Raw genomic sequence first — 23214 nt, 5'->3', positions numbered from 1 at the left:
GTCAGCCCGCGAGCGCCTTCCCGAACGCCCCCGAACTCTGCTTCACCCCACTGCAGTTGGTCGCCGCGTCGTCGGACGAGGAGTCGCCGCTCGCACACTGCTGATCCCGGAACGTCGCCCACATCGACACCCACGCGATGCCCTTCTGCTCCGCGAACGTCCGTACCTGCGCCGCGTCGGAGAGCGTGAACGTCTCCCCGGCGATGTCGTTCACGCCGATCATCGAGGTGAGCGCCATCCCCTGCCAGGCACCGGCGTCGGACAGGCCGAACACCTTCTTCAGCTGTGCGTGGGCCACCTTCGCCGAGGTGAGGGCGTAGTCACCCATGTCGCCGGTGTACGACTCCCCGTAGTTCATGGTCATGAGGTCGACCGTGGCGACCTGGACGTCGTACTTGTTCGCGGACTCCAGCAGCGCCAGGCTGCCGGCGTCCAGCCCGGACGGCATGACCGGCAGCGTGAAGGAGACCTCCAGGTCGCCGCGCTCCTTCTGGAGCAGGGCGATCGCCTCGGAGCGCCGGGCGACCGAGGCGGAGTCGGTCAGCTCGTCGCCCTCGATGTCGAAGTCGGCGCGGGTGGCGCCGGCCGTGTCCAGCGCCTTGCCGTACGCCGCCGCGAGCGCCGACGCGCTGTCGCAGGTCGATGCCAGCTCCTTGCCCGAGGCGCCGCCGAAGGAGACGCGGACCGAGCCGCCGTCCTGCTTCAGCTTCGCCATCCGGGACTTCACCGCCGAGTCGGTCAGGGTGCTCCTGCCGTCCCACGTCGGTGTGCAGCCGCTGCCGTCGGAGATCACGAAGGCGAGGTTGTACGTCGACGGGGAGCCGCTGGAGTCGGTGTCGGCGGCGTCCGTGGCGCTCACGTAGGGGGCGTACGACGTGCCGGACGAACCGGGAGCCGACGCGGCGGCGGACTTCCCCGGTTTCGGTGCCGCGTCGGTGCTCCCGCCCGAGCCCGCGGAACAGCCCGCCGTGGCCAGGGCGAACAGACAAGTGAGCCCGGCCACCGGCTTCCGGAAACTCGGCATTCGTATGCACCCGCTCTCGTGATTTCTGTCTCAAGCCCGAAACAAGGGCTCATTCAAAAGGGAAACGTCTCACACCGAGCCGGTGTTCATGAAACCGGCTCATGCACAGGAAGCACAAGGGAGGAAGGGGGTGGATGGGGTGATTCAGGCAGGCGGAACCGGACATTCAACTCCTTCCCCCTCGTGTGGAGTTGCGCAGGCATTCACGATATTCCACAGGCGGGAGACAGTCTGAGGCGTTTCTCATATCTGCCTCACAAGAAGGCGCGACCCGGTCACATAAAGACTCCCTAACGTCTGGGGAATGCATTCCGAGCCTGCCATCGAAAACCATGCGACCGGGCATGGTCGCCGCCGCAAACGCGGTAACGGGCCCGCCGAGGGGCCTGTGTTCGTTGACAACTCCGGGCGCCGTTCCAAGCTGCTGCGCCGGATCGGCCTCCTCGCCGGTGTCCTCTGCCTCGGGTACGCCGTGGTGCTGGGCCTGGCCTTCATGGGGATCGGCACCGGGACCCCGTCCTCGCTGCTGCCCTTCGCGGGCGGCGGCCCCGGCGGCGCCGAGCCGCGGGGCGGCATCGGCACCCCGCGCGCGAGGCCCAGCGGTACGCCGCCCGCGGGCACCGCCCGCGGCGGGCCGCCGAGCTCCGCCCCGTCCGCGTCCGCCTCCGCCATCACGGCCGGATGACCGGGACGCGGCCACACTCATGACGACGACATCCACCCCTCGCGGCCGTCGCAGGGCCCCGGGCCGTATGCAGCGGGCCGCGGGCAGGGCCGCCGCCCTGCAGAAGCCGCGTGTCATCCTCGCGCTGCTGCTCCTGCTCGGCCTGACCAGCGTCATGCTGCTCGACGGCTATCTGCGTGCCGAGGTCGGCGGCGACGAACGCGTGCGCACCGGGGCCAGTTCCAGCAAGGTCCCCGACAGGATCATCGACGGGGGGCCGATCCTCACCTTCGGGGGCGGGCGGGCCGCGACGGTCTCGGTGCCGAAGAAGACCATCGCCCTCACCTTCGACGACGGCCCGAACCCCACGTACACGCCCCAGGTGCTGAAGATCCTGAAGGAGAACGACGTCCCGGCCACGTTCTTCCTGGTCGGCTCGATGGTCTCGCGCTACCCCGGGATCGTGCGGGACATGGTCCAGCAGGGCAGTGAGGTGGGCATCCACACCTTCACCCACGTCGACCTCTCGTACCAGAGCGACTCCCGCGTCGACCGGGAGATGGAGCAGACCCAGCTCGCGCTCGCGGGCGCGGCCGGCATCACGACCACGTTGTTCCGGGCGCCGTACTCCTCGGAGACGGACGCCATCGACAACTACAGCTGGCCCGTCTACAAGAGGCTCGGCCAGGAGGGGTACACCAGCGTCTTCGTCGACACAGACAGCGACGACTGGAAGAAGCCGGGCGTCTCGAAGATCGTCGACTGGGCCACGCCCAAGGGGACTTCGGGCGCCGCGGTCCTCATGCACGACGCGGGCGGCGACCGTGAGCAGACGATCAAGGCGCTGCCCACGTACATCAAGAAGATGAAGGCGAAGGGCTACACCTTCACCACCGTCAGCGGCGTCATCGAGAAGCAGAACGCGGGCAGCCGGCGGACCGGCGCTCCCACGGGTGCCGCCGCCGCGGGTGCCCGGACGGGCCGTGGTCTCGACGGGCGGGCGGCAGAGGGAGGTCCGGTCACCGAACGGCTCCAGGCCGCGCACCGCAAGGCCACCGGCGCGACCCTCTACGAGGGCAAGGCCCTCATCGTGGCCGTCGCCGTGGCCGAGTACGCGCTGCCGGTGCTCTCCGTCGGGCTGATCGTCGTGGGCGTGGCCGTCATGGGCCGCTTCGGGATGATGGTGATCCTCGCCCGGCGCCACTACAGACTGCGCAACAGACGCCGGTTCAGCTGGGGGCCGCCGGTCACCCGGCCGGTCAGCGTGATCGTCCCGGCGTACAACGAGAAGGAGTGCATCGCCAACACCCTCGAGTCGCTGTCGAGGAGCACCCATCCGATCGAGGTCATCGTCGTCGACGACGGCTCCACGGACGGCACATCCGCGATCGCCCGCGAGGCGGCGTACGCGCTCGGCATGACCAACGTCCGGGTGATCCGCCAGGAGAACGCGGGCAAACCCGCCGCCCTCAACAACGGTGTGCGCAGCGCCAGTTGCGACATCGTCGTGATGATGGACGGTGACACCGTCTTCGAGCCGGAGACCGTACGCCGGCTCGTGCAGCCCTTCGCCGACCCCGAGGTCGGCGCGGTCGCGGGCAACGCCAAGGTCGGCAACCGCGACACGGTCATCGGCGCCTGGCAGCACATCGAGTACGTGATGGGCTTCAACCTCGACCGCCGCATGTACGACCTGCTGCGCTGCATGCCCACCATCCCGGGCGCGATCGGCGCGTTCCGCCGTGAGGCGGTGCTCCAGGTCGGCGGCATGAGCGAGGACACCCTCGCCGAGGACACCGACATCACCATCGCCATGCACCGCGCGGGCTGGCGGGTCGTCTACCAGGAGCACGCCAAGGCCTGGACGGAGGCGCCGGCTTCGCTGGGGCAGCTGTGGTCGCAGCGCTACCGCTGGTCCTACGGCACCATGCAGGCGCTGTGGAAGCACCGCAAGTCCCTTACGGACAAGGGGCCTTCGGGCCGCTTCGGCCGGGTCGGCATGCCGCTGGTGGTGATCTTCCAGATCGTCACGCCCGTCTGCGCCCCGCTGATCGACGTGTTCACCGCCTACTCGATGATCTTCGTCGACTTCACGGCGGCGCTGCTCGCCTGGCTCGCGGTGCTCGCGGTCCAACTCGTCTGCGCGGCCTACGCGTTCCGCCTCGACCGGGAGAAGTACCGGTATCTGCTGATGATGCCGCTGCAGCAACTGGCCTACCGCCAGATGATGTACCTCGTTCTCATCCACTCCTGCATCACCGCCCTCACCGGCGGCCGCCTGCGCTGGCAGAAGCTGAAGCGGACCGGCGAGGTCGGAACACCGGCGGGGGTGAGCTGAGATGGGCTCGCACAGAAGGGGCGCCGCTGTCGCCGCGCCGGGCACGGCCGAGACCGACGTCGAGAGCACCGCCCCGCTTCCTCGACCTCCCGCACGGGACCGCTACTTCGACACCCTCAGGGCCCTCGCCCTGATCAGGGTCGTCACGTACCACACCTTCGGCTGGGCCTGGGCGGGCCTGGTCTTCCCCTCCATGGGCGTCATGTTCGGCCTGGCCGGCACCCTGATGGCGAAGTCCCTGGAACGCCCCGCGCGGAAGGTGCTGAAGAGCCGCCTCAGACGCCTGCTCCCCCCGTTCTGGTTCTGGGGCGTCTTCGTGGTGCTCGCGATGCTGATCCACGGCTGGCTGCCGGGGTGGCAGATCGTCTACTGGATCGTGCCGCTCGGCGACCCCCCGGGCAACGCGTGGGGCGAGCAGGCGTGGGAGATCCTCTGGTACCTGCGGACGTACCTCTGGTTCGTCCTGCTGTCCCCGCTGCTCCTGCGGATCTTCCGGCTCGCCCCGGTCCCCGTCCTGCTGCTGTCCCTGGCCCCGGTCCTGGTCCTGAACTTCGTCTGGTCCGGCCCGGACAACCGCTTCGGCAGCGCCCTGTGGGACCTGGCGACGTACCTCTTCTGCTGGATCCTCGGCTTCGCCCACCGCGACGGCGTCCTCCAGCGGATGAAGCCGGTCCTCGTCGTCGTGCTCGCGCTCGCCGTGATGGCCTACGGCGGCTGGTACGCCTTCGCCCACCAGGCCGACTTCGGGACGTACGACCTCGACGAGAACCCGCTCGCCCAGGCCTTCTGGTCGGCCGGCTTCGTGCTGCTGCTGATGTGGGCGAAGGCGTACCTCGGGATCGACTTCGCCCGGCTCACCGGCTTCCGGCGGCTGGACCGGACGGTCACGATCTTCAACGCGCGTGCCGTGACGATCTACCTGTGGCACGAGATCGCGCTGATCCTGGCGGTCCCGCTGATCGACCAGTTCTGGAACGTGCCCGCGTTCGAGAAGTACCTTCCGCTCGACAGCCAGTGGTTCATGTTCGGCATCGGCTGGCTGCTGATCGCGGTGTTCGTCCTGCTGTGCGGCTGGGTGGAGGACGTGGCCGCGAAGAAGAAGCCGAGACTCGTTCCGTGAGGGCGGGCTGCAACAATGGCGAGGTGACCCGCGCCTCCCTGAACAAGCAGCCGCACGAAGTCGCCTCGATGTTCGACGACGTGGCGGAACGGTACGACCTGACCAACGACGTGCTGTCGCTCGGCCAGGACCGGGTGTGGCGCAAGGAGGTGGCGAAGGCGGTCGACGCGCGGCCCGCGCAGAAGGTCCTGGACCTCGCGGCCGGCACGGCGACGTCCTCGCTGCCGTTCGCGCGCACCGGCGCGTACGTCGTCCCCTGCGACTTCTCGCTCGGCATGCTCCAGGTCGGCAAGCAGAAGCACCCGTGGCTGCCGCTGACCGCGGGCGACGCGACCAGGCTGCCGTTCCGCGACGACGTCTTCGACGCCGTCACGATCTCCTTCGGGCTGCGCAACGTGCAGGACTTCGACGGCGCGCTGCGTGAGATGTACCGGGTGACCAAGCCCGGTGGCCGGGTGGTGATCTGCGAGTTCTCGCACCCGACCTGGGCGCCCTTCCGCACGGTCTACACCGAGTACCTGATGCGCGCCCTCCCGCCGGTCGCCCGCACGGTCTCCTCCAACCCCGACGCCTATGTCTACCTCGCCGAATCCATCCGCGCCTGGCCCGACCAGCCCGCGCTGGCCGAGCGGCTGCAGAAGGCCGGCTGGTCGAAGGTGGCGTGGCGCAACCTCACGGGCGGGGTGGTGGCCCTGCACCGCGGGTTCAAGCAGAGCTGACGACGTAGGGGTCGCCCGGCTCGTCGAGTTCGCGCTGGAGCCCGCCGGTCGGCGGCCTGGGGATGCGCGGCTCGCGCACACCGCCGCCGCCCTCTCCCTCGCCGAAGTCGAACCATACGTAGATCACGGAGTCCCGGGGCACCTCGGCATTGGGCTGCGGGTACTGCCGTACGACGTACTCGACGACGGTCTGGTGGAAGTCGGGCCGATCCGGTGCGTTGAGGAAGAGGCCCGTGGCCTCTGCCGTCCTGCGCGCGTCCATGGCCATGAGTCCGACAAGCCGTGGTACGCGCACTTCGGGCGTTTTGGGCGTTATGCGCACAGATGTCACCCCCAGCGGTACTGGCAGAGTAACCGCAAGGGGGTGCCGTCCGGAAGCGCCAAGTGTCTTTCTGTAGCAGTCGGTTACCCTGTGTGACCGGCCTGGAGGTCGAGTCCGAAGCAGAGTGCCTCCTCCTGGAACCGCGGGTGCTGGTATGTCTCCCTCAGCTCCATGCCGAGACGCTTCGTGACCGCGATGGACCGTTCGTTTCCGGGTCTGACCATCGCCACGACGTCCGCGACCTCGGCCGCCCTCAGCCGCTCCAGCGTCATCTGCGCGGCCGCGGTGGCGTACCCCTTGCCCCAGAACTCCCGCCCGAGCCGCCACCCGATCTCTATCTCGCCCGTCGGCCCCCAGTCCCGCGGCCACGGCTGCGCGCCGGTGAAGCCGGCGACCCGGCCGGACTCGTCGACCATGGTCCACAGGCAGAAGCCCCGCTCGGCGTCGTGCCGGCGCTGGCGGGCGGTGAGCTCCTCGTAGACGGACAGCTCCGCGGACGTGCCGCCGTGGAACTCCATGACGTCCGGGTCGTCGAAGATCCGGTGCCAGGCGACGGCGTCCTCGTCGGTGGGGACGCGCAGCCGTATGACGGGGAGAGCTCGGTTCACGAGGGCAGCCCTTCAGCCGGGTGATCAATGCTGCTGAATAGACTGCCCCTGTCCAGTGCCGTTCGGCACCGAGATTTCGAACTTGGGGAGATCCCGCCGTGACCGTCGCGACCGAGCCGCTCTCCGGGAACACCGCCGATGTGATCGTCGTGGGCGCGGGGCCGGCCGGCTCCACCACCGCCTACCACCTCGCCAAGTCGGGCCTGGACGTCCTGCTGCTGGAGAAGACCGAGTTCCCGCGCGAGAAGGTCTGCGGCGACGGCCTCACCCCGCGCGCGGTCAAACAGCTCGTGGCGATGGGCATCGACATCTCCGAGGAGGCCGGCTGGCTGCGAAACAAGGGCCTGCGCATCATCGGCGGCGGCAGCCGCCTCCAGCTCGACTGGCCGGATCTCGCCTCCTTCCCCGACTACGGCCTCGTCCGCAAGCGCGACGACTTCGACGAGCAGCTCGCCCACCAGGCCCAGAAGGCGGGCGCGCGGCTCTACGAGCGCTGCAACGTCGGCGCCCCGATCGTCGACGACCGCACCGGCCGCATCACCGGCGTGCACGCCAGGCTCGGCGACGAGAAGCGCGAGGTCACCTTCCACGCTCCGCTGGTCGTCGCCGCCGACGGCAACTCCACGCGCCTGTCGCTGGCGATGGGCCTGCACCGCCGCGAGGACCGCCCGATGGGCGTGGCTGTGCGGACGTACTTCACCTCGCCCCGCCACGACGACGACTACCTGGAGTCCTGGCTGGAGCTGTGGGACCGCCGCGGCGCGCAGGACCGGCTGCTGCCCGGCTACGGCTGGATCTTCGGCATGGGCGACGGCACGTCGAACGTCGGCCTCGGCGTGCTCAACACCTCGGCGTCCTTCAAGGATCTGGACTGGCGCGAGGTCCTGAAGGCCTGGTGCGCCTCCATGCCCGAGGACTGGGGCTACACCCCGGAGAACATGACCGGCCCGATCCGCGGCGCCGCCCTGCCGATGGCCTTCAACCGCCAGCCCCACTACACCAAGGGCCTGCTCCTGGTCGGCGACGCCGGCGGCCTGGTGAACCCCTTCAACGGCGAGGGCATCGCCTACGCCATGGAGTCCGGACAGATCGCCGCCGACGTCATCGTCCAGGCCCACGCCCGCCCGACGCCCGCGAGCCGCGAACTGGCCCTGCAGCGCTACCCGCGCGTCCTGAAGGACACCTACGGCGGCTACTACACGCTGGGCCGCGCCTTCGTGAAGCTCATCGGCAACCCGAAGGTCATGAAGATCGCGACCCAGCGCGGCCTGACGCACCCGATGCTGATGAAGTTCACCCTGAAAATGCTGGCGAACCTGACCGACCCGACCGGCGGCGACGCGATGGACCGCATCATCAACGGCCTGAGCAAGGTGGCGCCGAAGGCGTGAGTCAGCGGCTTAGCGCCTCGACGTTGGCGGCCCGGCGGGCGAACACCTCGTCGCGCCGCTCCGCCACCTGCCGCAGCGCGTCCTTGCGCGCACGCCCGGAGAGCCGGTCCAGGTAGACCCGGCCGTTGCAGTGGTCGGTCTCGTGCTCCAGGCAGCGGGCGAAGTAGCCGGTGCCCTCGACGGTGACCGGCTCGCCGTTCTTGTCGAGGCCGCGCACCACGGCCCGGTCCGGACGCGGCACGTCCATCACGGCACCCGGCACCGACAGGCACCCCTCGCCCTCGTCGAGCAGCCGGCGCCCGGCGGGAGCGAGGGCGTCGAGGACCGGGTTCACCACGTGCCCGACATGCCGGGCCCCGTCGTCGTCCGGGCAGTCGTAGACGAACAGCCGGAGGCCGACGCCGACTTGGTTCGCCGCGAGCCCGGCGCCCTCGGCGACGTACATCGTCAGGAACATGTCGTCGATGAGCGCGGCGAGATCGGGCCCGAACTCGGTGACGTCCCGGCACGGCTTGTGCAGCACCTCCTCGCCGACCTCGATGACGCGCCGCACCGAGCCGCGCCGGGCCTCTGGCGCCAGCGGCGGGTACGACTCGACGGGCCTGCCTTGCACGAACACGCTGGGCATGTGTGTCTCCCTGTGGTTGTGAGGATGCTGTGGGTGGCGGGGAAAGCGGGTTCCGGCCTGCGGAGCCCCTCCCTAACCTCCGGTACTCATGACAACAGAACCCACAGAGCAGGCGCAGGAGACCTCCGGCCACACCCGCAGACGCTTTCTGGCCGGAGCCGGGGGAGCGGCCGGCGCCCTCGCCTTATGGCCGGCCGGGCGCGTGAGCGCGGCACCCGACGGCAAGCGCGTCGCCGTCCTCGGCGGTGGGGTCTCCGGCCTCAGCGCGGCCCAGGAACTCGCCGAACGCGGCTACGCCGTCACCGTCTACGAGTACTACGACATCCTCGGCGGCAAGGCCCGCTCGATGGACGTGCCCGGCACCGCGGGCGGCGGCCGGCGGCCCCTCCCGGGCGAGCACGGCTTCCGCTTCTTCCCCGGCTTCTACCGGAACCTGCCGGACACGATGCGCCGCATCCCCTTCCCCGGCAGCGCCAACGGCGTCCACGGCAACCTCCGGGGCGCCACCGAGGAACTGTTCGCCCGCAGCGCCGGCCGGCCCGACCTGCACTTCCCCCTGCGCCGCGTCACCACGCCGCCCGCCCCCGGCGACATCACCCCGTCCTGGCTCCGCGACCAGATCCTCTCCGTCCTGGACCTCGGCACCCGCCTGCCCGCCCACGAGGCCGCCTACTTCGCCGACCGTCTCCTCGTCCACCTCACGAGCTGCGACGCCCGCCGCGAGGGCCAGTGGGAGAAGGTCGCGTGGTGGGACTTCATCCGCGCCGAGGAGATGAGCGAGGAGTACCGGACCCTCCTCGGCATCGGCCAGACCCGCAACCTCGTCGCCACGCGCGCGGAGGTGGCGTCCACGCGCACCGTCGGCCGCGTCATCATCGAGGCCCTGATCCTGTGGGGACTGCTCGGCCGGGGCATGGACGGCGACGCCGACGTCGACCGCGTCCTCAACGCCCCCACGAGCGAGGCGTGGATCGACCCCTGGGAGGCCCACCTCCGCTCCCTCGGCGTCGAGTTCGTCCTCGGCACCCAGGTCCGCGAGGTCTCCTACGCCGGCGGCCGGGTCACGGGCGTACGCGTCCGCGCCCGCGACGGCGGCCAGGAGCGCACGATCACCGCCGACCACTACGTCTCCGCGCTGCCCGTCGAGCACGCGCGTGCGACGTGGGGCGCGGCGCTGCGGGCGGCCGACCCGCAGCTCGCGAAGTGCGACGCGCTGCGGACGGACTGGATGACCGGCGTGATGTTCTACCTGCGCACGCCCACACCCGTCGTGCACGGCCACATCAACTGCCTCGACTCGCCCTGGTCGGTGACGGGCATCGGGCAGGCGCAGTTCTGGGACGTACGGGACTTCTCGCGCGACTACGGCGACGGACAGGCCCATGACTGCCTCTCCACGATCATCTCGGAGTGGGACAAGCCCGGCATCCTGTACGGCAAAACGGCCAAGGAGTGCACCAAGGACGAAATCGTCGCCGAGCTCTGGGCACAGCTGAAGGACGCCCTGAACGACTCCGGCAAGACGACCCTGACCGACGGGGACCGCCTCGGCTGGTTCATGGACCCGGCGGTGACGGGACTCGGCGGCCCGGACCCGCAGAACCGCGAACAGCTCCTCATCCACCCCACGGGCACGCTCTACAACCGCCCTTCGGCCCGCACGAGGATCCCGAACTTCTTCCTCGCCGGCGACTACGTCCGCACCGACGTCGACCTGGCGACGATGGAGGGGGCCAACGAGTCCGCGCGGCAGGCCGTCAACGCCCTGCTGAGTGCGGACAATTCGGACGCCGAGCCGTGCGAGATCCGGGAGCTGTACCGCCCGCCGGAGATGGAGCCCCTCAAGCGGGTCGACGAGGTCCGCTACAAGCTTGGCCTGCCCAACACCTTCGACCTGGGCTGAGCCCGGCCGAACCGGCCTGATTGCGGGTCAAGTCCGGCGAAACGGACGGAAGGACCACTGCCCCCGAGCGGCTGCGGTCCTTCCGCGCGTCTGTTGCGTCGCGTGCTGCGCCCTGTGTCAGAGCACCCGTACCGCGCCGGTCGGCGGGTCGTAGGAGAGTGGCTTCTCGACGACGCCGGTCGACGGGTTCTGCGCACCGACGAACATGCCGTCGCCGACGTACACCGCCACGTGGTACGCGCTGCCCGCGCCACCCCAGTACAGGATGTCGCCCGCCTGCAGGTTGCTCAGCGAGACCTGGGTGCCGGCCGTCGACTGGTCCTGCGAGACGCGCGGCAGGTCGACGCCGACCTGCTTGAAGGCCGCCTGCACCAGACCGGAGCAGTCCCACGAGTTGGGTCCGGTGCCGCCGGAGACGTACGCGTCGCCAACCTGAGCCTTCACGAAGGCGATGACCGCCGCGGCCGAACCGGTGGCCGTGGAGGAGCTGGTGGTGGTCGTGGAGCTCGCGGAGGCGGCCAGGGTCGTCCGCTCCGTGCTGCGCGAGGCGCGCTCGGCAGCGGCCTTGCGAGCGGCCTCCTCGGCCGCCTTCTTCTTGGCGGCGGCCTTGTGCTTGGCCTCCGCGAGGTCCGTCTTGGCCTGCTTGGCGGCCTTTGCGGCGGCCGCGTCACGCTCGGCCTGCAGCTGGTAGTTCGCGGCCGCCTGCTGCGTGGCGTCCGCGGACTGGGCGACCTGAGTGGCCAGATCGGCCGTCAGGGTGGGCAGTTCGAGGGTCTGCGTCACCGGCTCGGCGGCGCTCGCCGAGGCCGACGCGCCCGCGGCTGCCAAGCTGAGGACGCCACCGGTCACACCGACGCGCATCGCGAGCGAGGTCGTCGCGGTGCGGCGGGGTTTCCGGTGGCTGCGTATGTGAGCGGTGTGGGACATGAGAACAACCGGTATCAGGGGCTCCTCCATACCTTCAAGAAACGTGTGCTGCGCCACAGTTGTTCAACTGACGCCCCGAAACCTGGTTCCAGCGACCCTTATTGACGCCGTAACGGACATTGCGGGCGCGACCCATCGCCCTCGTGATCACGGTCTTTCATCGTTACGCCCGAATTGCCCCGCACCTACCACCGGTTGAGGCAGTTGGCCAAGCCCCGTTCTCATGCGCCTCTCATGAGTGTGGCGGAGGTCACGCAACGGTCACGCCGGTGTGCGCGTCCCGCGCGTAGATCACGACGAGATTGCGCCCGGATCACGACCGGGCTCCGCTCGTGAACGCGTGCACGCGTCCACACCGCACCTCACCCTTCCCTCTGATGTGTGAACGGGGTCCTCTATCAGCACGCCCCGTCCATCACCAATTTGCATGCAAGGGAAGTCTCTTGATATGGAGACGCCCCCTCCGAACTGCGTCGACAAGCGGAAATGTCACCTCTGGTGATCAGTCGGACGCTTCACGTACGAAGATCACTGCTCATCCGACTTCATGATCCTTCGTCAGGTGGTGGAGATCACAAAGCTTGTGCAATACCCCGTGTCGCAGATCACAGAGCGTCGGGCATAAGATGCGAGGCAGTTGGGCTTGTGACCTGCTTCACATGTTCTCGATCTTCGCCGGGACGGACGGGGTGAGATGGGCGTATGAGGCGGGTGAGCCCGACGTCATCGCCAGCAGTCAGTGCCGACTGAGAGGAGCGAGGAGCGGTGAACGCGTATGCGCCCATCCTCGTACTGGGAGCCCTCGGGGCAGGCTTTGCGATCTTCTCCGTGGTCATGGCCACGCTGATCGGTCCGAAGCGTTACAACCGGGCCAAGCTCGAGGCCTACGAGTGCGGCATCGAGCCGACCCCCACGCCGGCCGGCGGCGGGCGTTTCCCCATCAAGTACTACCTGACGGCGATGCTCTTCATCGTCTTCGACATCGAGATCGTCTTCCTCTACCCCTGGGCCGTCACCTTCGACGCCCTGGGGATCTTCGGGCTCGTGGAGATGCTGCTCTTCGTGCTCACCGTCTTCGTCGCGTACGCGTACGTATGGCGGCGCGGCGGCCTGGAATGGGACTGAGGGGCCTTTAGAACATGGGACTCGAAGAAAAACTGCCGAGCGGATTCCTGCTGACCACCGTCGAGCAGGCCGCGGGCTGGGTGCGCAAGGCGTCCGTCTTCCCGGCCACGTTCGGCCTCGCCTGCTGTGCCATCGAGATGATGACCACCGGCGCCGGGCGTTACGACCTGGCGCGCTTCGGCATGGAGGTCTTCCGAGGTTCGCCCCGCCAGGCGGACCTCATGATCGTGGCCGGCCGGGTGAGCCAGAAGATGGCACCGGTGCTGCGCCAGGTCTATGACCAGATGCCGAACCCCAAGTGGGTGATCTCCATGGGGGTCTGCGCCTCCTCGGGCGGCATGTTCAACAACTACGCGATCGTCCAGGGCGTCGACCACATCGTCCCCGTCGACATCTATCTGCCCGGCTGCCCGCCGCGGCCCGAGATGCTGATGGACGCCATTCTCAAGCTGCACCAGAAGATCCAGTCCTCCAAGCTCGGCGTGAACGCCGAGGAGGCGGCCCGCGAGGCGGAGGAAGCAGCGCTCAAGGCCCTGCCCACGATCGAGATGAAGGGGCTGCTGCGGTGAGCGACGCGAACGGCACCGGCGCAGGCGGGGTCAATCCCGAGAAGGACCTCGGCGCCTCCAACCTCCCCGGCCAGCGCGGCGACGGCGGCGAGGAGATCCGCGTCCAGCGCGGCATGTTCGGCGCCGCGAACGGCGGGGACACCTCCGGCTACGGCGGCCTGGTCCGCTCGGTCCGCCTCCCGGGACCGGCGGCGCGCCCCTACGGCGGCTGGTTCGACGAGGTCGCCGACGAACTCGAGGGCGCCCTGGAGGAACAAGGGCTGCTCCCCGACAACGCGATCGAGAAGACGGTCGTCGACCGCGGGGAGCTCACCTTCCACATCGAGCGCGAGCACCTGCTCCGCGTCGCGCAGACCCTCCGCGACGACCCGGCCCTGCGCTTCGAACTGTGCACCGGCGTCAGCGGCGTGCACTACCTGCACGACAAGGGCCGCGAGCTGCACGCCGTCTACCACCTGCGCTCGATCACCCACAACCGGCTGATCCGCGTCGAGGTCAGCGCCCCCGACAGCGACCCGAGGATCCCGTCGCTGGTCTCCGTGTATCCCACCAACGACTGGCACGAGCGCGAGACCTACGACTTCTTCGGCATCGTCTTCGAAGGTCACCCGGCCCTGACCCGGATCATGATGCCGGACGACTGGCAGGGCCACCCGCAGCGCAAGGACTACCCCCTCGGCGGCATCCCCGTCGAGTACAAGGGCGCCCAGATCCCGGCTCCGGACCAGCGGAGGTCGTACTCGTGAGCACGCAGTCAGCATCGGCCCGCGAGACCACCGAGGGCACCGTATATACGGTCACCGGTGGCGACTGGGACGAGGTCGTCCAGTCCGCGGCGCGCGCCGACGACGAGCGCATCGTCGTCAACATGGGTCCCCAGCACCCGTCCACCCACGGAGTGCTCCGCCTGATCCTGGAGATCGACGGCGAGACGGTCACCGAGGCCCGCTGCGGCATCGGCTACCTCCACACGGGCATCGAGAAGAACCTCGAGTTCCGCACGTGGACGCAGGGCACCACGTTCGTGACGCGCATGGACTACCTGACGTCCTTCTTCAACGAGACCGCCTACTGTCTCGCCGTCGAGAAGCTCCTCGGCATCGAGGACGAGATCACCGAGCGCGCCAAGATCATCCGGGTGCTCCTGATGGAGCTGAACCGGCTCTCCTCCCATTTGGTGTGCATCGCCACCGGCGGCATGGAGCTCGGCGCCACCACGATCATGATCTACGGATTCCGTGATCGTGAAATGATTCTCGACATCTACGAGCTCATCACGGGCCTTCGGATGAACCACGCGTACATCCGCCCCGGCGGACTCGCGCAGGACCTGCCGCCCGGTGCGGTGGACCACATCCGCGAGTTCGTGAAGAAGATGAGGAAGAACCTCCCGGAGTACGACAAGCTCGCCACCGGGAACCCCATCTTCAAGGCCCGTATGCAGGACGTCGGCTATCTCGACCTGGCCGGCTGCATGGCCCTCGGCGCCACCGGCCCGATCCTGCGCTCCACCGGCCTGCCGCACGACCTGCGCAAGACGCAGCCGTACTGCGACTACGAGACGTACGACTTCGAGGTCCCGACCGCCGACACCTGCGACTCCTACGGACGCTTCCTGATCCGCCTGGAGGAGATGCGCCAGTCCCTCGGGATCGTCGAGCAGTGCCTGGACCGGCTCCAGCCCGGCCCGGTCATGGTCGCCGACAAGAAGATCGCCTGGCCCGCCCAGCTCGCCCTGGGACCGGACGGGCTCGGCAACTCCCTCGACCACATCAAGAAGATCATGGGCACCTCCATGGAGGCCCTGATCCACCACTTCAAGCTGGTCACCGAGGGCTTCCGCGTACCGCCGGGACAGGCGTACGCGGCCGTCGAGTCGCCCAAGGGCGAACTCGGGGTGCACGCGGTGTCCGACGGCGGCACCCGCCCCTTCCGGGTCCACTTCCGCGACCCGTCCTTCACCAACCTGCAGGCCATGGCGGCGATGTGCGAAGGCGGCCAGGTCGCCGACGTCATCGTCGCCGTCGCGTCCATCGACCCCGTGATGGGAGGCGTCGACCGGTGACCACCAGTTCTTCGGAGCGAGGCGTCAGCCTGGGCATGCCCGAAGTGCCCGCGCCCGCCTACCCGGACGACGTCCGGGCCCGGCTCGAGACGGATGCGCGCGAGGTGATCGCCCGCTACCCCGACTCCCGGTCCGCGCTCCTTCCGCTGCTGCACCTGGTGCAGTCGGAGGAGGGCCACGTCACGCGCACCGGGATGCAGTTCTGCGCGGACATGCTCGACCTGACCACGGCCGAGGTCACCGCCGTCGCCACCTTCTACTCCATGTACCGGCGCAAGCCGTCCGGGGACTACCAGGTGGGCGTCTGCACCAACACGCTGTGCGCGGTGATGGGCGGCGACGCGATCTTCGAGGAGCTCCAGGAGCACCTCGGCGTCGGCAACGGCGAGACCACCGGCGACGGCAAGGTCACCCTGGAGCACATCGAGTGCAACGCGGCCTGCGACTTCGCGCCGGTGGTGATGGTCAACTGGGAGTTCTTCGACGACCAGACCCCGGCCAGCGCCAAGCGCCTCGTCGACGACCTGCGCGCGGGACGGGACGTCGAGCCCACGCGCGGGGCGCGCCTGTGCACCTTCAAGGAGACCGCGCGGATTCTGGCCGGCTTCCCCGACGAGCGGCCCGGGGCCGTCGAGGCGGGCGGCAGTGCGGGACCGGCGTCGCTGGTGGGCCTCCGCCTGGCCAAGGGAGAGGCCGCACCCGCGCGCGTGGTCCATCCGCGGGATGGCGGCCCGCACGACGAGCAGGACAGGGCCGTGCACGACCCGTCGCCGACCGAGCGCCTGAGCGCACACGACGCGCCGCAGGAGACGTCGGCCTCCGACCCGGCCCACCCGGCCGGGCCCACCGCCGAGGAGGGGGAGTGATGACCTTGGCACCCGAGCTCAAAGACACCAGCCCCGAGAAGCTGCTCGCACCCGTGCTGTCGGCCTTCTGGGACGAGGACAAGTCCTGGTCGCTGGACGTCTACAAAAGGCACGAGGGATACGAGGGGCTCCGCAAGGCGCTCGCGATGTCGCCGGACGACCTCATCGCGTACGTCAAGGACTCCGGGCTGCGCGGCCGCGGCGGCGCAGGATTCCCGACGGGAATGAAATGGCAGTTCATTCCGCAGGGAGATGGAAAACCGCACTATCTAGTTGTCAACGCCGACGAGTCGGAGCCCGGGACGTGCAAGGACATCCCGCTCCTCTTCGCGAACCCGCACAGCCTCATCGAGGGCATTGTCATCGCGTGTTATGCCATCAGGTCGTCGCATGCCTTCATCTATCTGCGTGGTGAAGTCGTCCCCGTTCTGCGGCGGTTGCACGAGGCCGTGCGCGAGGCCTACGAGGCCGGCTACCTCGGCGAGAACATCCTGGGCAGCGGCCTGAACCTGCAACTCACCGTGCACGCCGGCGCCGGCGCGTACATCTGCGGTGAGGAGACCGCACTGCTCGACTCGCTCGAAGGCCGCCGGGGTCAACCGCGGCTGCGTCCCCCTTTCCCCGCCGTGGCGGGCCTCTATGCGTGCCCGACTGTTGTGAACAACGTCGAGTCGATCGCGTCGGTTCCCGCAATTCTCAATCGGGGCAAAGAATGGTTCCGCTCGATGGGCAGCGAGAAGTCCCCGGGCTTCACGCTCTACTCGCTCAGCGGGCATGTCGCGAGTCCCGGCCAGTACGAGGCCCCGCTCGGCATCACGCTCCGCCAGCTGCTCGAGATGAGCGGCGGCATGCGGCCGGGCCACCGCCTCAAGTTCTGGACTCCGGGCGGCTCTTCGACGCCGATGTTCACCGACGAGCACCTCGACGTACCCCTTGACTACGAGGGCGTCGGCGCCGCCGGTTCCATGCTCGGCACCAAGGCCCTGCAGTGCTTCGACGAGACGACCTGCGTCGTACGCGCCGTCACCCGCTGGACCGAGTTCTACGCCCACGAGTCCTGCGGCAAGTGCACACCGTGCCGCGAAGGGACGTACTGGCTCGTGCAGTTGCTGCGCGACATCGAGGCGGGCAAGGGCGTCATGTCCGACCTCGACAAGCTGAACGACATCGCCGACAACATCAACGGCAAGTCGTTCTGCGCCCTCGGCGACGGCGCCGCCTCGCCGATCTTTTCCTCGCTGAAGTACTTCCGCGAGGAGTACGAGCAGCACATCACGGGCCGCGGCTGCCCCTTCGACCCCGCCAAATCGACGGCCTGGGCCGACCGCACGGAGGTGAACGCATGACTGTGACCACCAGCGCTCCCTCCGGAGGGGGAGAGGCGGCGGTCCCGCCGGAAGATCTCGTCTCGCTGACGATCGACGGCGCCGAGATCAGCGTGCCCAAGGGCACCCTGGTCATCCGGGCCGCCGAGCAACTCGGCATCGAGATCCCCCGGTTCTGCGACCATCCCCTCCTCGACCCGGTCGGCGCCTGCCGCCAGTGCATCGTCGAGGTCGAGGGCCAGCGCAAGCCGATGGCGTCCTGCACGATCACGTGCACGGACGGCATGGTCGTAAAAACGCACCTCACCTCGCCGGTCGCCGAGAAGGCCCAGCACGGTGTGATGGAGCTGCTGCTCATCAACCACCCGCTGGACTGCCCCGTCTGCGACAAGGGCGGCGAGTGCCCGCTGCAGAACCAGGCCATGTCGCACGGCCAGGCCGAGTCCCGCTTCGAGGGCAAGAAGCGGACGTACGAGAAGCCCGTGGCGATCTCCACGCAGGTGCTGCTGGACCGCGAGCGGTGCGTGCTGTGCGCCCGCTGCACCCGGTTCTCCAACCAGGTCGCGGGCGACCCGATGATCGAGCTGATCGAGCGGGGCGCCCTCCAGCAGGTCGGCACCGGCGAGGGCGACCCCTTCGAGTCGTACTTCTCCGGCAACACCATCCAGATCTGCCCGGTCGGCGCGCTGACCTCGGCGGCGTACCGATTCCGCTCACGCCCGTTCGACCTGGTGTCCTCGCCGAGCGTGTGCGAGCACTGCTCCGGCGGCTGTGCCACCCGCACCGACCACCGGCGCGGCAAGGTCATGCGGCGGCTCGCGGCCAACGACCCCGAGGTCAACGAGGAGTGGATCTGCGACAAGGGGCGGTTCGCCTTCCGGTACGCGCAGCAGCGCGACCGGCTGGAGCAGCCTCTGGTGCGCAACGCGGAGGGCGAACTGGAGCCCGCCTCCTGGCCGGAGGCGCTGCAGATCGCCGCGCAGGGACTGCTCGCCTCGCGCGGCCGGACCGGCGTCCTCACCGGCGGCCGCCTCACCGTCGAAGACGCTTACGCGTACAGCAAGTTCGCGCGCGTGGCGCTCGACACGAACGACATCGACTTCCGCGCGCGGGTGCACACCAGCGAGGAGGCCGACTTCCTGGCGGCGCGGATCGCCGGAAGCGGACGTGACCTCGACGGTACGGGCGCCACGTACACCTCCCTGGAGAAGGCACCCGCCGTCCTGCTGGTCGGATTCGAGGCCGAGGAGGAGGCGCCCGGCGTCTTCCTGAGGCTGCGCAAGGCCTGGCGCAACCACGGGCAGAAGGTCTTCTCGCTCGCCACGTACGCCACGCGCGGCCTGGGGAAGGCCGGTGGCACGCTGCTTCCGGCCGCTCCCGGCACCGAGACCGAATGGCTGGACGCGCTCGCGGGCGGGGTCGGCCTGGAGGGCGACGGTTCGAAGGCCGCCGAGGCGCTGCGCGCCGAGGGCGCGGTCATCGTCGTCGGCGAACGGCTGGCCGCCGTCGCGGGCGGGCTCACCGCCGCCGTACGGGCCGCCTCCGCGACCGGCGCCCAGCTGGCGTGGATCCCGCGGCGGGCCGGAGAGCGCGGCGCCCTCGAGGTCGGCGCACTGCCGTCGCTGCTGCCGGGCGGGCGCCCGGCGACCGACCCCCGCGCGCGTGAGGAGGTCGCCACGGCCTGGGGCCTGGCGGACCTCCCGCACCGCTACGGCCGCGACACCGGCCAGATCGTCGAGGCCGCCGTGAGCGGCGAGCTGCAGGCACTGGTCGTCGCGGGCGTCGAGGTCGCCGATCTGCCCGACCCGGCACGCGCGCGTGAAGCACTTCGCGAGGCCGGTTTCGTGGTGTCGCTGGAGCTGCGGCCCAGCGAGGTGAGCGAGCTGGCGGACGTGGTGCTGCCGGTCGCCGCGGTCACCGAGAAGGCCGGCACCTTCCTCAACTGGGAAGGCCGGGTGCGCTTCTTCGACGCCGCGCTCAAGCCGGAGCAGATGACCCGCCGCCTCGCGCCCACCGACGCGCGCGTGCTGCAGATGCTGGCCGACGCCATGGACGTACACCTGGGGCTGCCCGATCTGCGCACGGTGCGTGCGGAGATCGACCGGCTCGGCCCCTGGGACGGACCGCGGGCCACCGAACCCATGGAGCGCGGGGGCGCACTGCCCCGGCCCGCCGTGGGGGAGGCCGTCCTCTCGGGCCACCGTCTCCTGCTCGACCAGGGCGCCCTCCAGGAGGGCGACGAGGCGCTCGCCGGAACCCGGCACGCCGCCCACGCGCGCGTGTCGGCCGCGACCGCCGCCGAGGCGGGCGTCAAGGACGGCGACCTCCTCGCCGTGACCGGCCCCGCCGGAGCGGTCGAACTCCCGCTGCGGATCACGGAGATGCCCGACCGCGTGGTCTGGCTCCCGTTGAACTCCGTCGGCACGGGCGTCGCCTCCGACACCGGGGCGCTGCCCGGCGCACTCGTCCGCATCGGCCCGGCGACGCTCGTCGGCGAGGCCCCGAAGGAGGTGGAGGCATGAGCCCGTACTTCGCCGCTGAAGACCTCTCGATGTTCGGCCGCGACCCCTGGTGGCTGGTCGTCGTCAAGGCCGTCTTCTGCTTCGCCTTCCTGATGGTGACCGTGCTGTTCTCCATCGTCTGGGAGCGCAAGGTCGTCGCCTGGATGCAGCTGCGCATCGGCCCCAACCGGCACGGCCCCTGGGGCATGCTCCAGTCGCTCGCCGACGGCGTGAAGCTGATGCTCAAGGAAGACGTCATCGTCAAACGCGCGGACAAGGTCGTCTATGTCCTCGCCCCGATCGTCGCGGCCATCCCTGCCTTCATGGCGATCGCGGTGATCCCCTTCGGCCCGGCCGACAACGAGATCTCGATCTTCGGCACCCGCACCACGATGCAGCTGACCGACCTGCCGATCGCGATGCTGTTCATCCTCGCGGTCGCCTCGGTCGGCATCTACGGCATCGTGCTGGCGGGCTGGAGTTCTGGATCCACCTACCCGCTGCTCGGTGGCCTGCGCTCCTGCGCGCAGATGATCTCGTACGAGATCGCCATGGGCGCCGCCTTCGCCTCCGTGTTCCTCTACTCGGGATCGATGTCGACGTCGACGATCGTCGAGCAGCAGCACGACCGCTGGTACATCGTCCTGCTGCCGGTCTCCTTCATCCTCTACATCGTGACGATGGTCGGCGAGACCAACCGCGCCCCCTTCGACATGCCGGAGTCCGAGGGTGACCTGGTCGGCGGCTTCAACACCGAGTACTCGTCGATCAAGTTCGCGCTGTTCATGCTCGCCGAGTACGTGAACATGGTGACGGTCTCGGCCGTGTCGACCACGCTGTTCCTCGGCGGCTGGCGCGCTCCCTGGCCGATCAGCACCTTCTGGGAAGGCGCGAACCACGGCTGGTGGCCGATGCTCTGGTTCGTGATCAAGGTCCAGCTGCTGCTGTTCGGCTTCATCTGGCTGCGCGGCACCCTCCCGCGGGTCCGCTACGACCAGCTGATGAAGCTCGGCTGGAAGGTCCTCATCCCGGTCTCCGTCGTCTGGCTGATGCTGGTCGCGACCGTCCGGGCCCTCAGGAACGAGAACTACGACTTCGCCGACATCGCCCTCTACATCGGCGGCGGCGTCCTCGCCCTGCTGCTCCTGTCCTTCGTCGCCGACATGTTCCGCGAGAAGAACCGGACGGCCGAGCAGCCGGTCGCCGAACCGGCCGGCTTCGACGCCATGGCCGGTGGATTCCCCGTGCCCCCGCTCCCCGGACAGGAGCTCCCGCCGGTGCCGAGGCGCAGCCCGCGCCGCGAGCGGGAGTTGATTGTCAGTGGTGGGCCGGATACTGCCAGTGACGGATCTTCGGATGGAAAGGAGGCGTCCGATGGCTGAGGAGCCCAAGGAGACCGAGCAGTTGAAGCCTGGCTTCATGAACCCCGTCGCCGGCTTCGGCGTGACCTTCAAGGCGATGTTCAAGAAGCGGCTGACCGAGCAGTACCCGGAGCAGCAGAAGACCACCGCCCCACGGTTCCACGGACGGCACCAGCTCAACCGCCATCCGGACGGCCTGGAGAAGTGCGTCGGCTGCGAGCTGTGCGCCTGGGCCTGCCCCGCCGACGCGATCTACGTGGAGGGCGCGGACAACACGGACGAGGAGCGCTACTCGCCGGGCGAGCGGTACGGCCGCGTCTACCAGATCAACTACGCCCGCTGCATCCTGTGCGGCCTGTGCATCGAGGCGTGCCCCACGCGCGCGCTGACGATGACCAACGATTTCGAGCTGGCGGACTCGAGCCGCGCCAACCTCATCTACACCAAGGAGCAGCTGCTCGCCGGCCTCGAAGAGGGCATGGTCGACAGCCCGCACGCCATCTACCCGGGGATGGACGAGCAGGACTACTACCGGGGACTCGTCACCGAGGCCGCACCCGGCACGGAGCGCCAGGCGGCCCTCTCCGAGGGCGAGAAGCCCGAAGAGCAGGGGGTCGAGGCATGAGTGATCTCGCCGCCTACTCCACCTCCACCGGAGAGGCCTTCCAGTTCTGGGTCCTCGGCACCGTCGCCGTGATCGGCGCACTGTCCACGGTCTTCATGAAGAAGGCCGTCCACAGCGCCCTGTCGCTCGCCGGGACCATGATCGTCCTTGCGGTGTTCTACCTCGCCAACGGCGCCTATTTCCTCGGGATCGTGCAGATCGTCGTCTACACCGGCGCGATCATGATGCTGTTCCTGTTCGTGGTGATGCTTGTCGGCGTGACGGCGGCGGACTCCCTGAAGGAGACCATCAAGGGCCAGCGCTGGCTGGCCCTTCTCTGCGGCCTCGGCTTCGGCGTCCTGCTGTTCGCCGGGATCGGCAACGCGTCGCTGAAGGACTTCAACGGCCTCGCCGGGGCGAACGCGAACGGCAATGTGGAGGGCCTCGCCGCCCTCATCTTCACCAAGTACGTCTTCGCCTTCGAAATCACCGGCGCCCTGCTGATCACAGCCGCCGTCGGGGCCATGGTGCTCACCCACCGTGAGCGCACCGAGCGCGCCAAGACGCAGCGCGAGCTGTCCGAGCAGCGCGTCCGCGAGGGCAAGCACGTACCACCGCTGCCGGCGCCGGGCGTGTACGCGCGGCACAACGCGGTGGACATCGCGGGCCTGCTGCCCGACGGCACCCCGTCCGACCTCACCGTCAGCAAGACGCTGCGCGACCGCGGTCAGGTCCGGGACGTGTCGGCCGAGGCACTGGCCGACCTCAAGGCGCTGGAGCAGCGCGCGGAGGAGCGCCTGGAGCGCACCGAGATCGAACCGGCCACCTTCAAGAGGGAGGAGGCGTCGCAGTGAACCCGGTCAACTACCTGTATCTCTCGGCCCTGTTGTTCACGATCGGCGCCACCGGCGTGCTGATCCGGCGCAACGCGATCGTCGTGTTCATGTGCATCGAGCTGATGTTGAACGCCTGCAACCTCGCGTTCGTCACCTTCTCCCGGATGCACGGCAATCTCGACGGCCAGATCATCGCCTTCTTCACGATGGTCGTCGCCGCGGCGGAGGTCGTGGTCGGGCTCGCGATCATCGTGTCCCTGTTCCGTTCCCGCCACTCGGCCTCGGTCGACGACGCCAGCCTGATGAAGCTCTGAGGGG

General features: G+C 69.3%; 22 protein-coding genes. 17 read left to right on the top strand and 5 right to left on the bottom strand.

The window, feature by feature from the left end:
* Window position 1: 1 nt before the first annotated feature.
* Window positions 2-1024: a chitinase gene (locus tag ACGFYN_RS23565; protein ID WP_393867795.1), complete on the bottom strand. Its 1023-nt coding sequence runs from the start codon at window positions 1022-1024 to the stop codon at window positions 2-4.
* Window positions 1025-1412: 388 nt separating this feature from the next.
* On the opposite strand from ACGFYN_RS23565, the gene ACGFYN_RS23560 reads away from it, so the two are divergent.
* Genes ACGFYN_RS23560 through ACGFYN_RS23545 form a run of 4 tightly spaced genes read left to right on the top strand, consistent with a single transcriptional unit; the run spans window position 1413 to window position 5865 of the window.
* Entirely contained in the window at window positions 1413-1709 is a 297-nt protein-coding gene (locus ACGFYN_RS23560) for a hypothetical protein (RefSeq protein WP_393867794.1), read from the top strand.
* A gap of 19 nt (window positions 1710-1728) precedes the next feature.
* Entirely contained in the window at window positions 1729-4026 is a 2298-nt protein-coding gene (locus ACGFYN_RS23555; RefSeq protein ID WP_393867793.1) for a bifunctional polysaccharide deacetylase/glycosyltransferase family 2 protein, read from the top strand.
* 1 nt (window position 4027) lies between these two features.
* Window positions 4028-5146, top strand: a complete 1119-nt coding sequence (locus tag ACGFYN_RS23550) for an acyltransferase (RefSeq protein WP_393867792.1) — start codon at window positions 4028-4030, stop codon at window positions 5144-5146.
* Between the two features lie 23 nt (window positions 5147-5169).
* Window positions 5170-5865: a demethylmenaquinone methyltransferase gene (locus ACGFYN_RS23545; protein WP_393867791.1), complete on the top strand. Its 696-nt coding sequence runs from the start codon at window positions 5170-5172 to the stop codon at window positions 5863-5865.
* Here the strand turns inward: ACGFYN_RS23545 and ACGFYN_RS23540 are convergent.
* Both ACGFYN_RS23540 and ACGFYN_RS23535 read right to left on the bottom strand, forming a co-directional pair.
* Window positions 5852-6160: a PASTA domain-containing protein gene (locus ACGFYN_RS23540; RefSeq protein ID WP_115913339.1), complete on the bottom strand. Its 309-nt coding sequence runs from the start codon at window positions 6158-6160 to the stop codon at window positions 5852-5854. The two genes, ACGFYN_RS23545 and ACGFYN_RS23540, sit on opposite strands and share 14 nt — an antisense overlap.
* A 110-nt stretch (window positions 6161-6270) precedes the next feature.
* Window positions 6271-6795: a GNAT family N-acetyltransferase gene (locus ACGFYN_RS23535; RefSeq protein ID WP_393867790.1), complete on the bottom strand. Its 525-nt coding sequence runs from the start codon at window positions 6793-6795 to the stop codon at window positions 6271-6273.
* A gap of 98 nt (window positions 6796-6893) precedes the next feature.
* Here ACGFYN_RS23535 and ACGFYN_RS23530 point away from each other — a divergent pair, with 98 nt between their 5' ends.
* Window positions 6894-8186 (top strand): geranylgeranyl reductase family protein, encoded by a 1293-nt coding sequence (locus ACGFYN_RS23530; RefSeq protein ID WP_393867789.1) that lies wholly within the window; start codon window positions 6894-6896, stop codon window positions 8184-8186.
* 1 nt (window position 8187) lies between these two features.
* Here ACGFYN_RS23530 and def read toward each other — a convergent pair whose 3' ends face one another.
* Entirely contained in the window at window positions 8188-8814 is a 627-nt protein-coding gene (def, locus tag ACGFYN_RS23525; protein ID WP_393867788.1) for a peptide deformylase, read from the bottom strand.
* A gap of 88 nt (window positions 8815-8902) precedes the next feature.
* On the opposite strand from def, the gene ACGFYN_RS23520 reads away from it, so the two are divergent.
* Window positions 8903-10717 (top strand): FAD-dependent oxidoreductase, encoded by a 1815-nt coding sequence (locus ACGFYN_RS23520; RefSeq protein WP_393867787.1) that lies wholly within the window; start codon window positions 8903-8905, stop codon window positions 10715-10717.
* Window positions 10718-10834: 117 nt separating this feature from the next.
* Here ACGFYN_RS23520 and ACGFYN_RS23515 read toward each other — a convergent pair whose 3' ends face one another.
* Window positions 10835-11644, bottom strand: a complete 810-nt coding sequence (locus tag ACGFYN_RS23515) for a C40 family peptidase (protein ID WP_393867786.1) — start codon at window positions 11642-11644, stop codon at window positions 10835-10837.
* A 765-nt stretch (window positions 11645-12409) separates the two neighbouring features.
* Between ACGFYN_RS23515 and ACGFYN_RS23510 the strand changes: the two genes are divergently transcribed.
* The 11 genes from ACGFYN_RS23510 to nuoK are packed head-to-tail and all read left to right on the top strand — an operon-like array spanning window position 12410 to window position 23210.
* On the top strand, window positions 12410-12769 hold the full coding sequence (locus ACGFYN_RS23510; protein WP_003992243.1) for an NADH-quinone oxidoreductase subunit A: 360 nt from the start codon (window positions 12410-12412) through the stop codon (window positions 12767-12769).
* A 14-nt stretch (window positions 12770-12783) separates the two neighbouring features.
* Complete coding sequence (locus tag ACGFYN_RS23505) at window positions 12784-13338, top strand: NADH-quinone oxidoreductase subunit B family protein (RefSeq protein ID WP_007383964.1); 555 nt, start codon at window positions 12784-12786, stop codon at window positions 13336-13338.
* Window positions 13335-14084: an NADH-quinone oxidoreductase subunit C gene (locus ACGFYN_RS23500; protein WP_393867785.1), complete on the top strand. Its 750-nt coding sequence runs from the start codon at window positions 13335-13337 to the stop codon at window positions 14082-14084. The genes ACGFYN_RS23505 and ACGFYN_RS23500 overlap by 4 nt, the downstream gene beginning before the upstream one ends.
* A complete protein-coding gene (locus ACGFYN_RS23495; protein WP_393867784.1) occupies window positions 14081-15403 on the top strand; it encodes an NADH-quinone oxidoreductase subunit D in 1323 nt (440 codons plus the stop codon). The genes ACGFYN_RS23500 and ACGFYN_RS23495 overlap by 4 nt, the downstream gene beginning before the upstream one ends.
* Window positions 15400-16269 (top strand): NADH-quinone oxidoreductase subunit NuoE, encoded by an 870-nt coding sequence (gene nuoE / locus ACGFYN_RS23490; RefSeq protein WP_393867783.1) that lies wholly within the window; start codon window positions 15400-15402, stop codon window positions 16267-16269. The genes ACGFYN_RS23495 and nuoE overlap by 4 nt, the downstream gene beginning before the upstream one ends.
* The gene (nuoF, locus tag ACGFYN_RS23485; protein ID WP_393867782.1) at window positions 16269-17615 is read left to right on the top strand and encodes an NADH-quinone oxidoreductase subunit NuoF; all 1347 of its coding nucleotides are present in this window, start codon (window positions 16269-16271) and stop codon (window positions 17613-17615) included. The genes nuoE and nuoF overlap by 1 nt, the downstream gene beginning before the upstream one ends.
* Window positions 17612-20116, top strand: a complete 2505-nt coding sequence (locus ACGFYN_RS23480) for an NADH-quinone oxidoreductase subunit G (protein ID WP_393867781.1) — start codon at window positions 17612-17614, stop codon at window positions 20114-20116. Before nuoF ends, ACGFYN_RS23480 begins: the two co-directional genes overlap by 4 nt.
* On the top strand, window positions 20113-21477 hold the full coding sequence (nuoH, locus tag ACGFYN_RS23475; RefSeq protein ID WP_393867780.1) for an NADH-quinone oxidoreductase subunit NuoH: 1365 nt from the start codon (window positions 20113-20115) through the stop codon (window positions 21475-21477). The genes ACGFYN_RS23480 and nuoH overlap by 4 nt, the downstream gene beginning before the upstream one ends.
* On the top strand, window positions 21470-22081 hold the full coding sequence (nuoI, locus tag ACGFYN_RS23470; RefSeq protein ID WP_393867779.1) for an NADH-quinone oxidoreductase subunit NuoI: 612 nt from the start codon (window positions 21470-21472) through the stop codon (window positions 22079-22081). The genes nuoH and nuoI overlap by 8 nt, the downstream gene beginning before the upstream one ends.
* Window positions 22078-22914 carry an NADH-quinone oxidoreductase subunit J gene (locus tag ACGFYN_RS23465; protein WP_393867778.1) on the top strand — a complete coding sequence of 279 codons (837 nt, stop codon included), beginning with the start codon at window positions 22078-22080 and terminating at the stop codon, window positions 22912-22914. The genes nuoI and ACGFYN_RS23465 overlap by 4 nt, the downstream gene beginning before the upstream one ends.
* Window positions 22911-23210 (top strand): NADH-quinone oxidoreductase subunit NuoK, encoded by a 300-nt coding sequence (gene nuoK / locus ACGFYN_RS23460; protein WP_242779136.1) that lies wholly within the window; start codon window positions 22911-22913, stop codon window positions 23208-23210. The genes ACGFYN_RS23465 and nuoK overlap by 4 nt, the downstream gene beginning before the upstream one ends.
* Window positions 23211-23214 lie beyond the last annotated feature (4 nt).

The sequence above is a fragment of the Streptomyces sp. NPDC048419 genome, from assembly GCF_043200415.1.
In the GTDB taxonomy this organism is placed as follows: Bacteria; Actinomycetota; Actinomycetes; order Streptomycetales; family Streptomycetaceae; genus Streptomyces.
Note: the sequence above shows the minus strand (reverse complement) of the source record. Positions and strands in the feature narration are given on the sequence as shown.

What these genes read in the sequence shown, in the direction of transcription:
- nuoH (WP_393867780.1), top strand. Translation starts at nt 20,113, where the DNA reads ATGAGCCCGTACTTCGCCGCTGAAGACCTCTCGATGTTCGGCCGCGAC.
- nuoI (WP_393867779.1), top strand. Translation starts at nt 21,470, where the DNA reads ATGGCTGAGGAGCCCAAGGAGACCGAGCAGTTGAAGCCTGGCTTCATG.
- ACGFYN_RS23465 (WP_393867778.1), top strand. Translation starts at nt 22,078, where the DNA reads ATGAGTGATCTCGCCGCCTACTCCACCTCCACCGGAGAGGCCTTCCAG.
- ACGFYN_RS23550 (WP_393867792.1), top strand. Translation starts at nt 4,028, where the DNA reads ATGGGCTCGCACAGAAGGGGCGCCGCTGTCGCCGCGCCGGGCACGGCC.
- nuoF (WP_393867782.1), top strand. Translation starts at nt 16,269, where the DNA reads ATGACCTTGGCACCCGAGCTCAAAGACACCAGCCCCGAGAAGCTGCTC.
- ACGFYN_RS23480 (WP_393867781.1), top strand. Translation starts at nt 17,612, where the DNA reads ATGACTGTGACCACCAGCGCTCCCTCCGGAGGGGGAGAGGCGGCGGTC.
- ACGFYN_RS23515 (WP_393867786.1), bottom strand. Translation starts at nt 11,644, where the DNA reads ATGTCCCACACCGCTCACATACGCAGCCACCGGAAACCCCGCCGCACC.
- ACGFYN_RS23555 (WP_393867793.1), top strand. Translation starts at nt 1,729, where the DNA reads ATGACGACGACATCCACCCCTCGCGGCCGTCGCAGGGCCCCGGGCCGT.
- def (WP_393867788.1), bottom strand. Translation starts at nt 8,814, where the DNA reads ATGCCCAGCGTGTTCGTGCAAGGCAGGCCCGTCGAGTCGTACCCGCCG.
- ACGFYN_RS23565 (WP_393867795.1), bottom strand. Translation starts at nt 1,024, where the DNA reads ATGCCGAGTTTCCGGAAGCCGGTGGCCGGGCTCACTTGTCTGTTCGCC.
- ACGFYN_RS23505 (WP_007383964.1), top strand. Translation starts at nt 12,784, where the DNA reads ATGGGACTCGAAGAAAAACTGCCGAGCGGATTCCTGCTGACCACCGTC.
- ACGFYN_RS23520 (WP_393867787.1), top strand. Translation starts at nt 8,903, where the DNA reads ATGACAACAGAACCCACAGAGCAGGCGCAGGAGACCTCCGGCCACACC.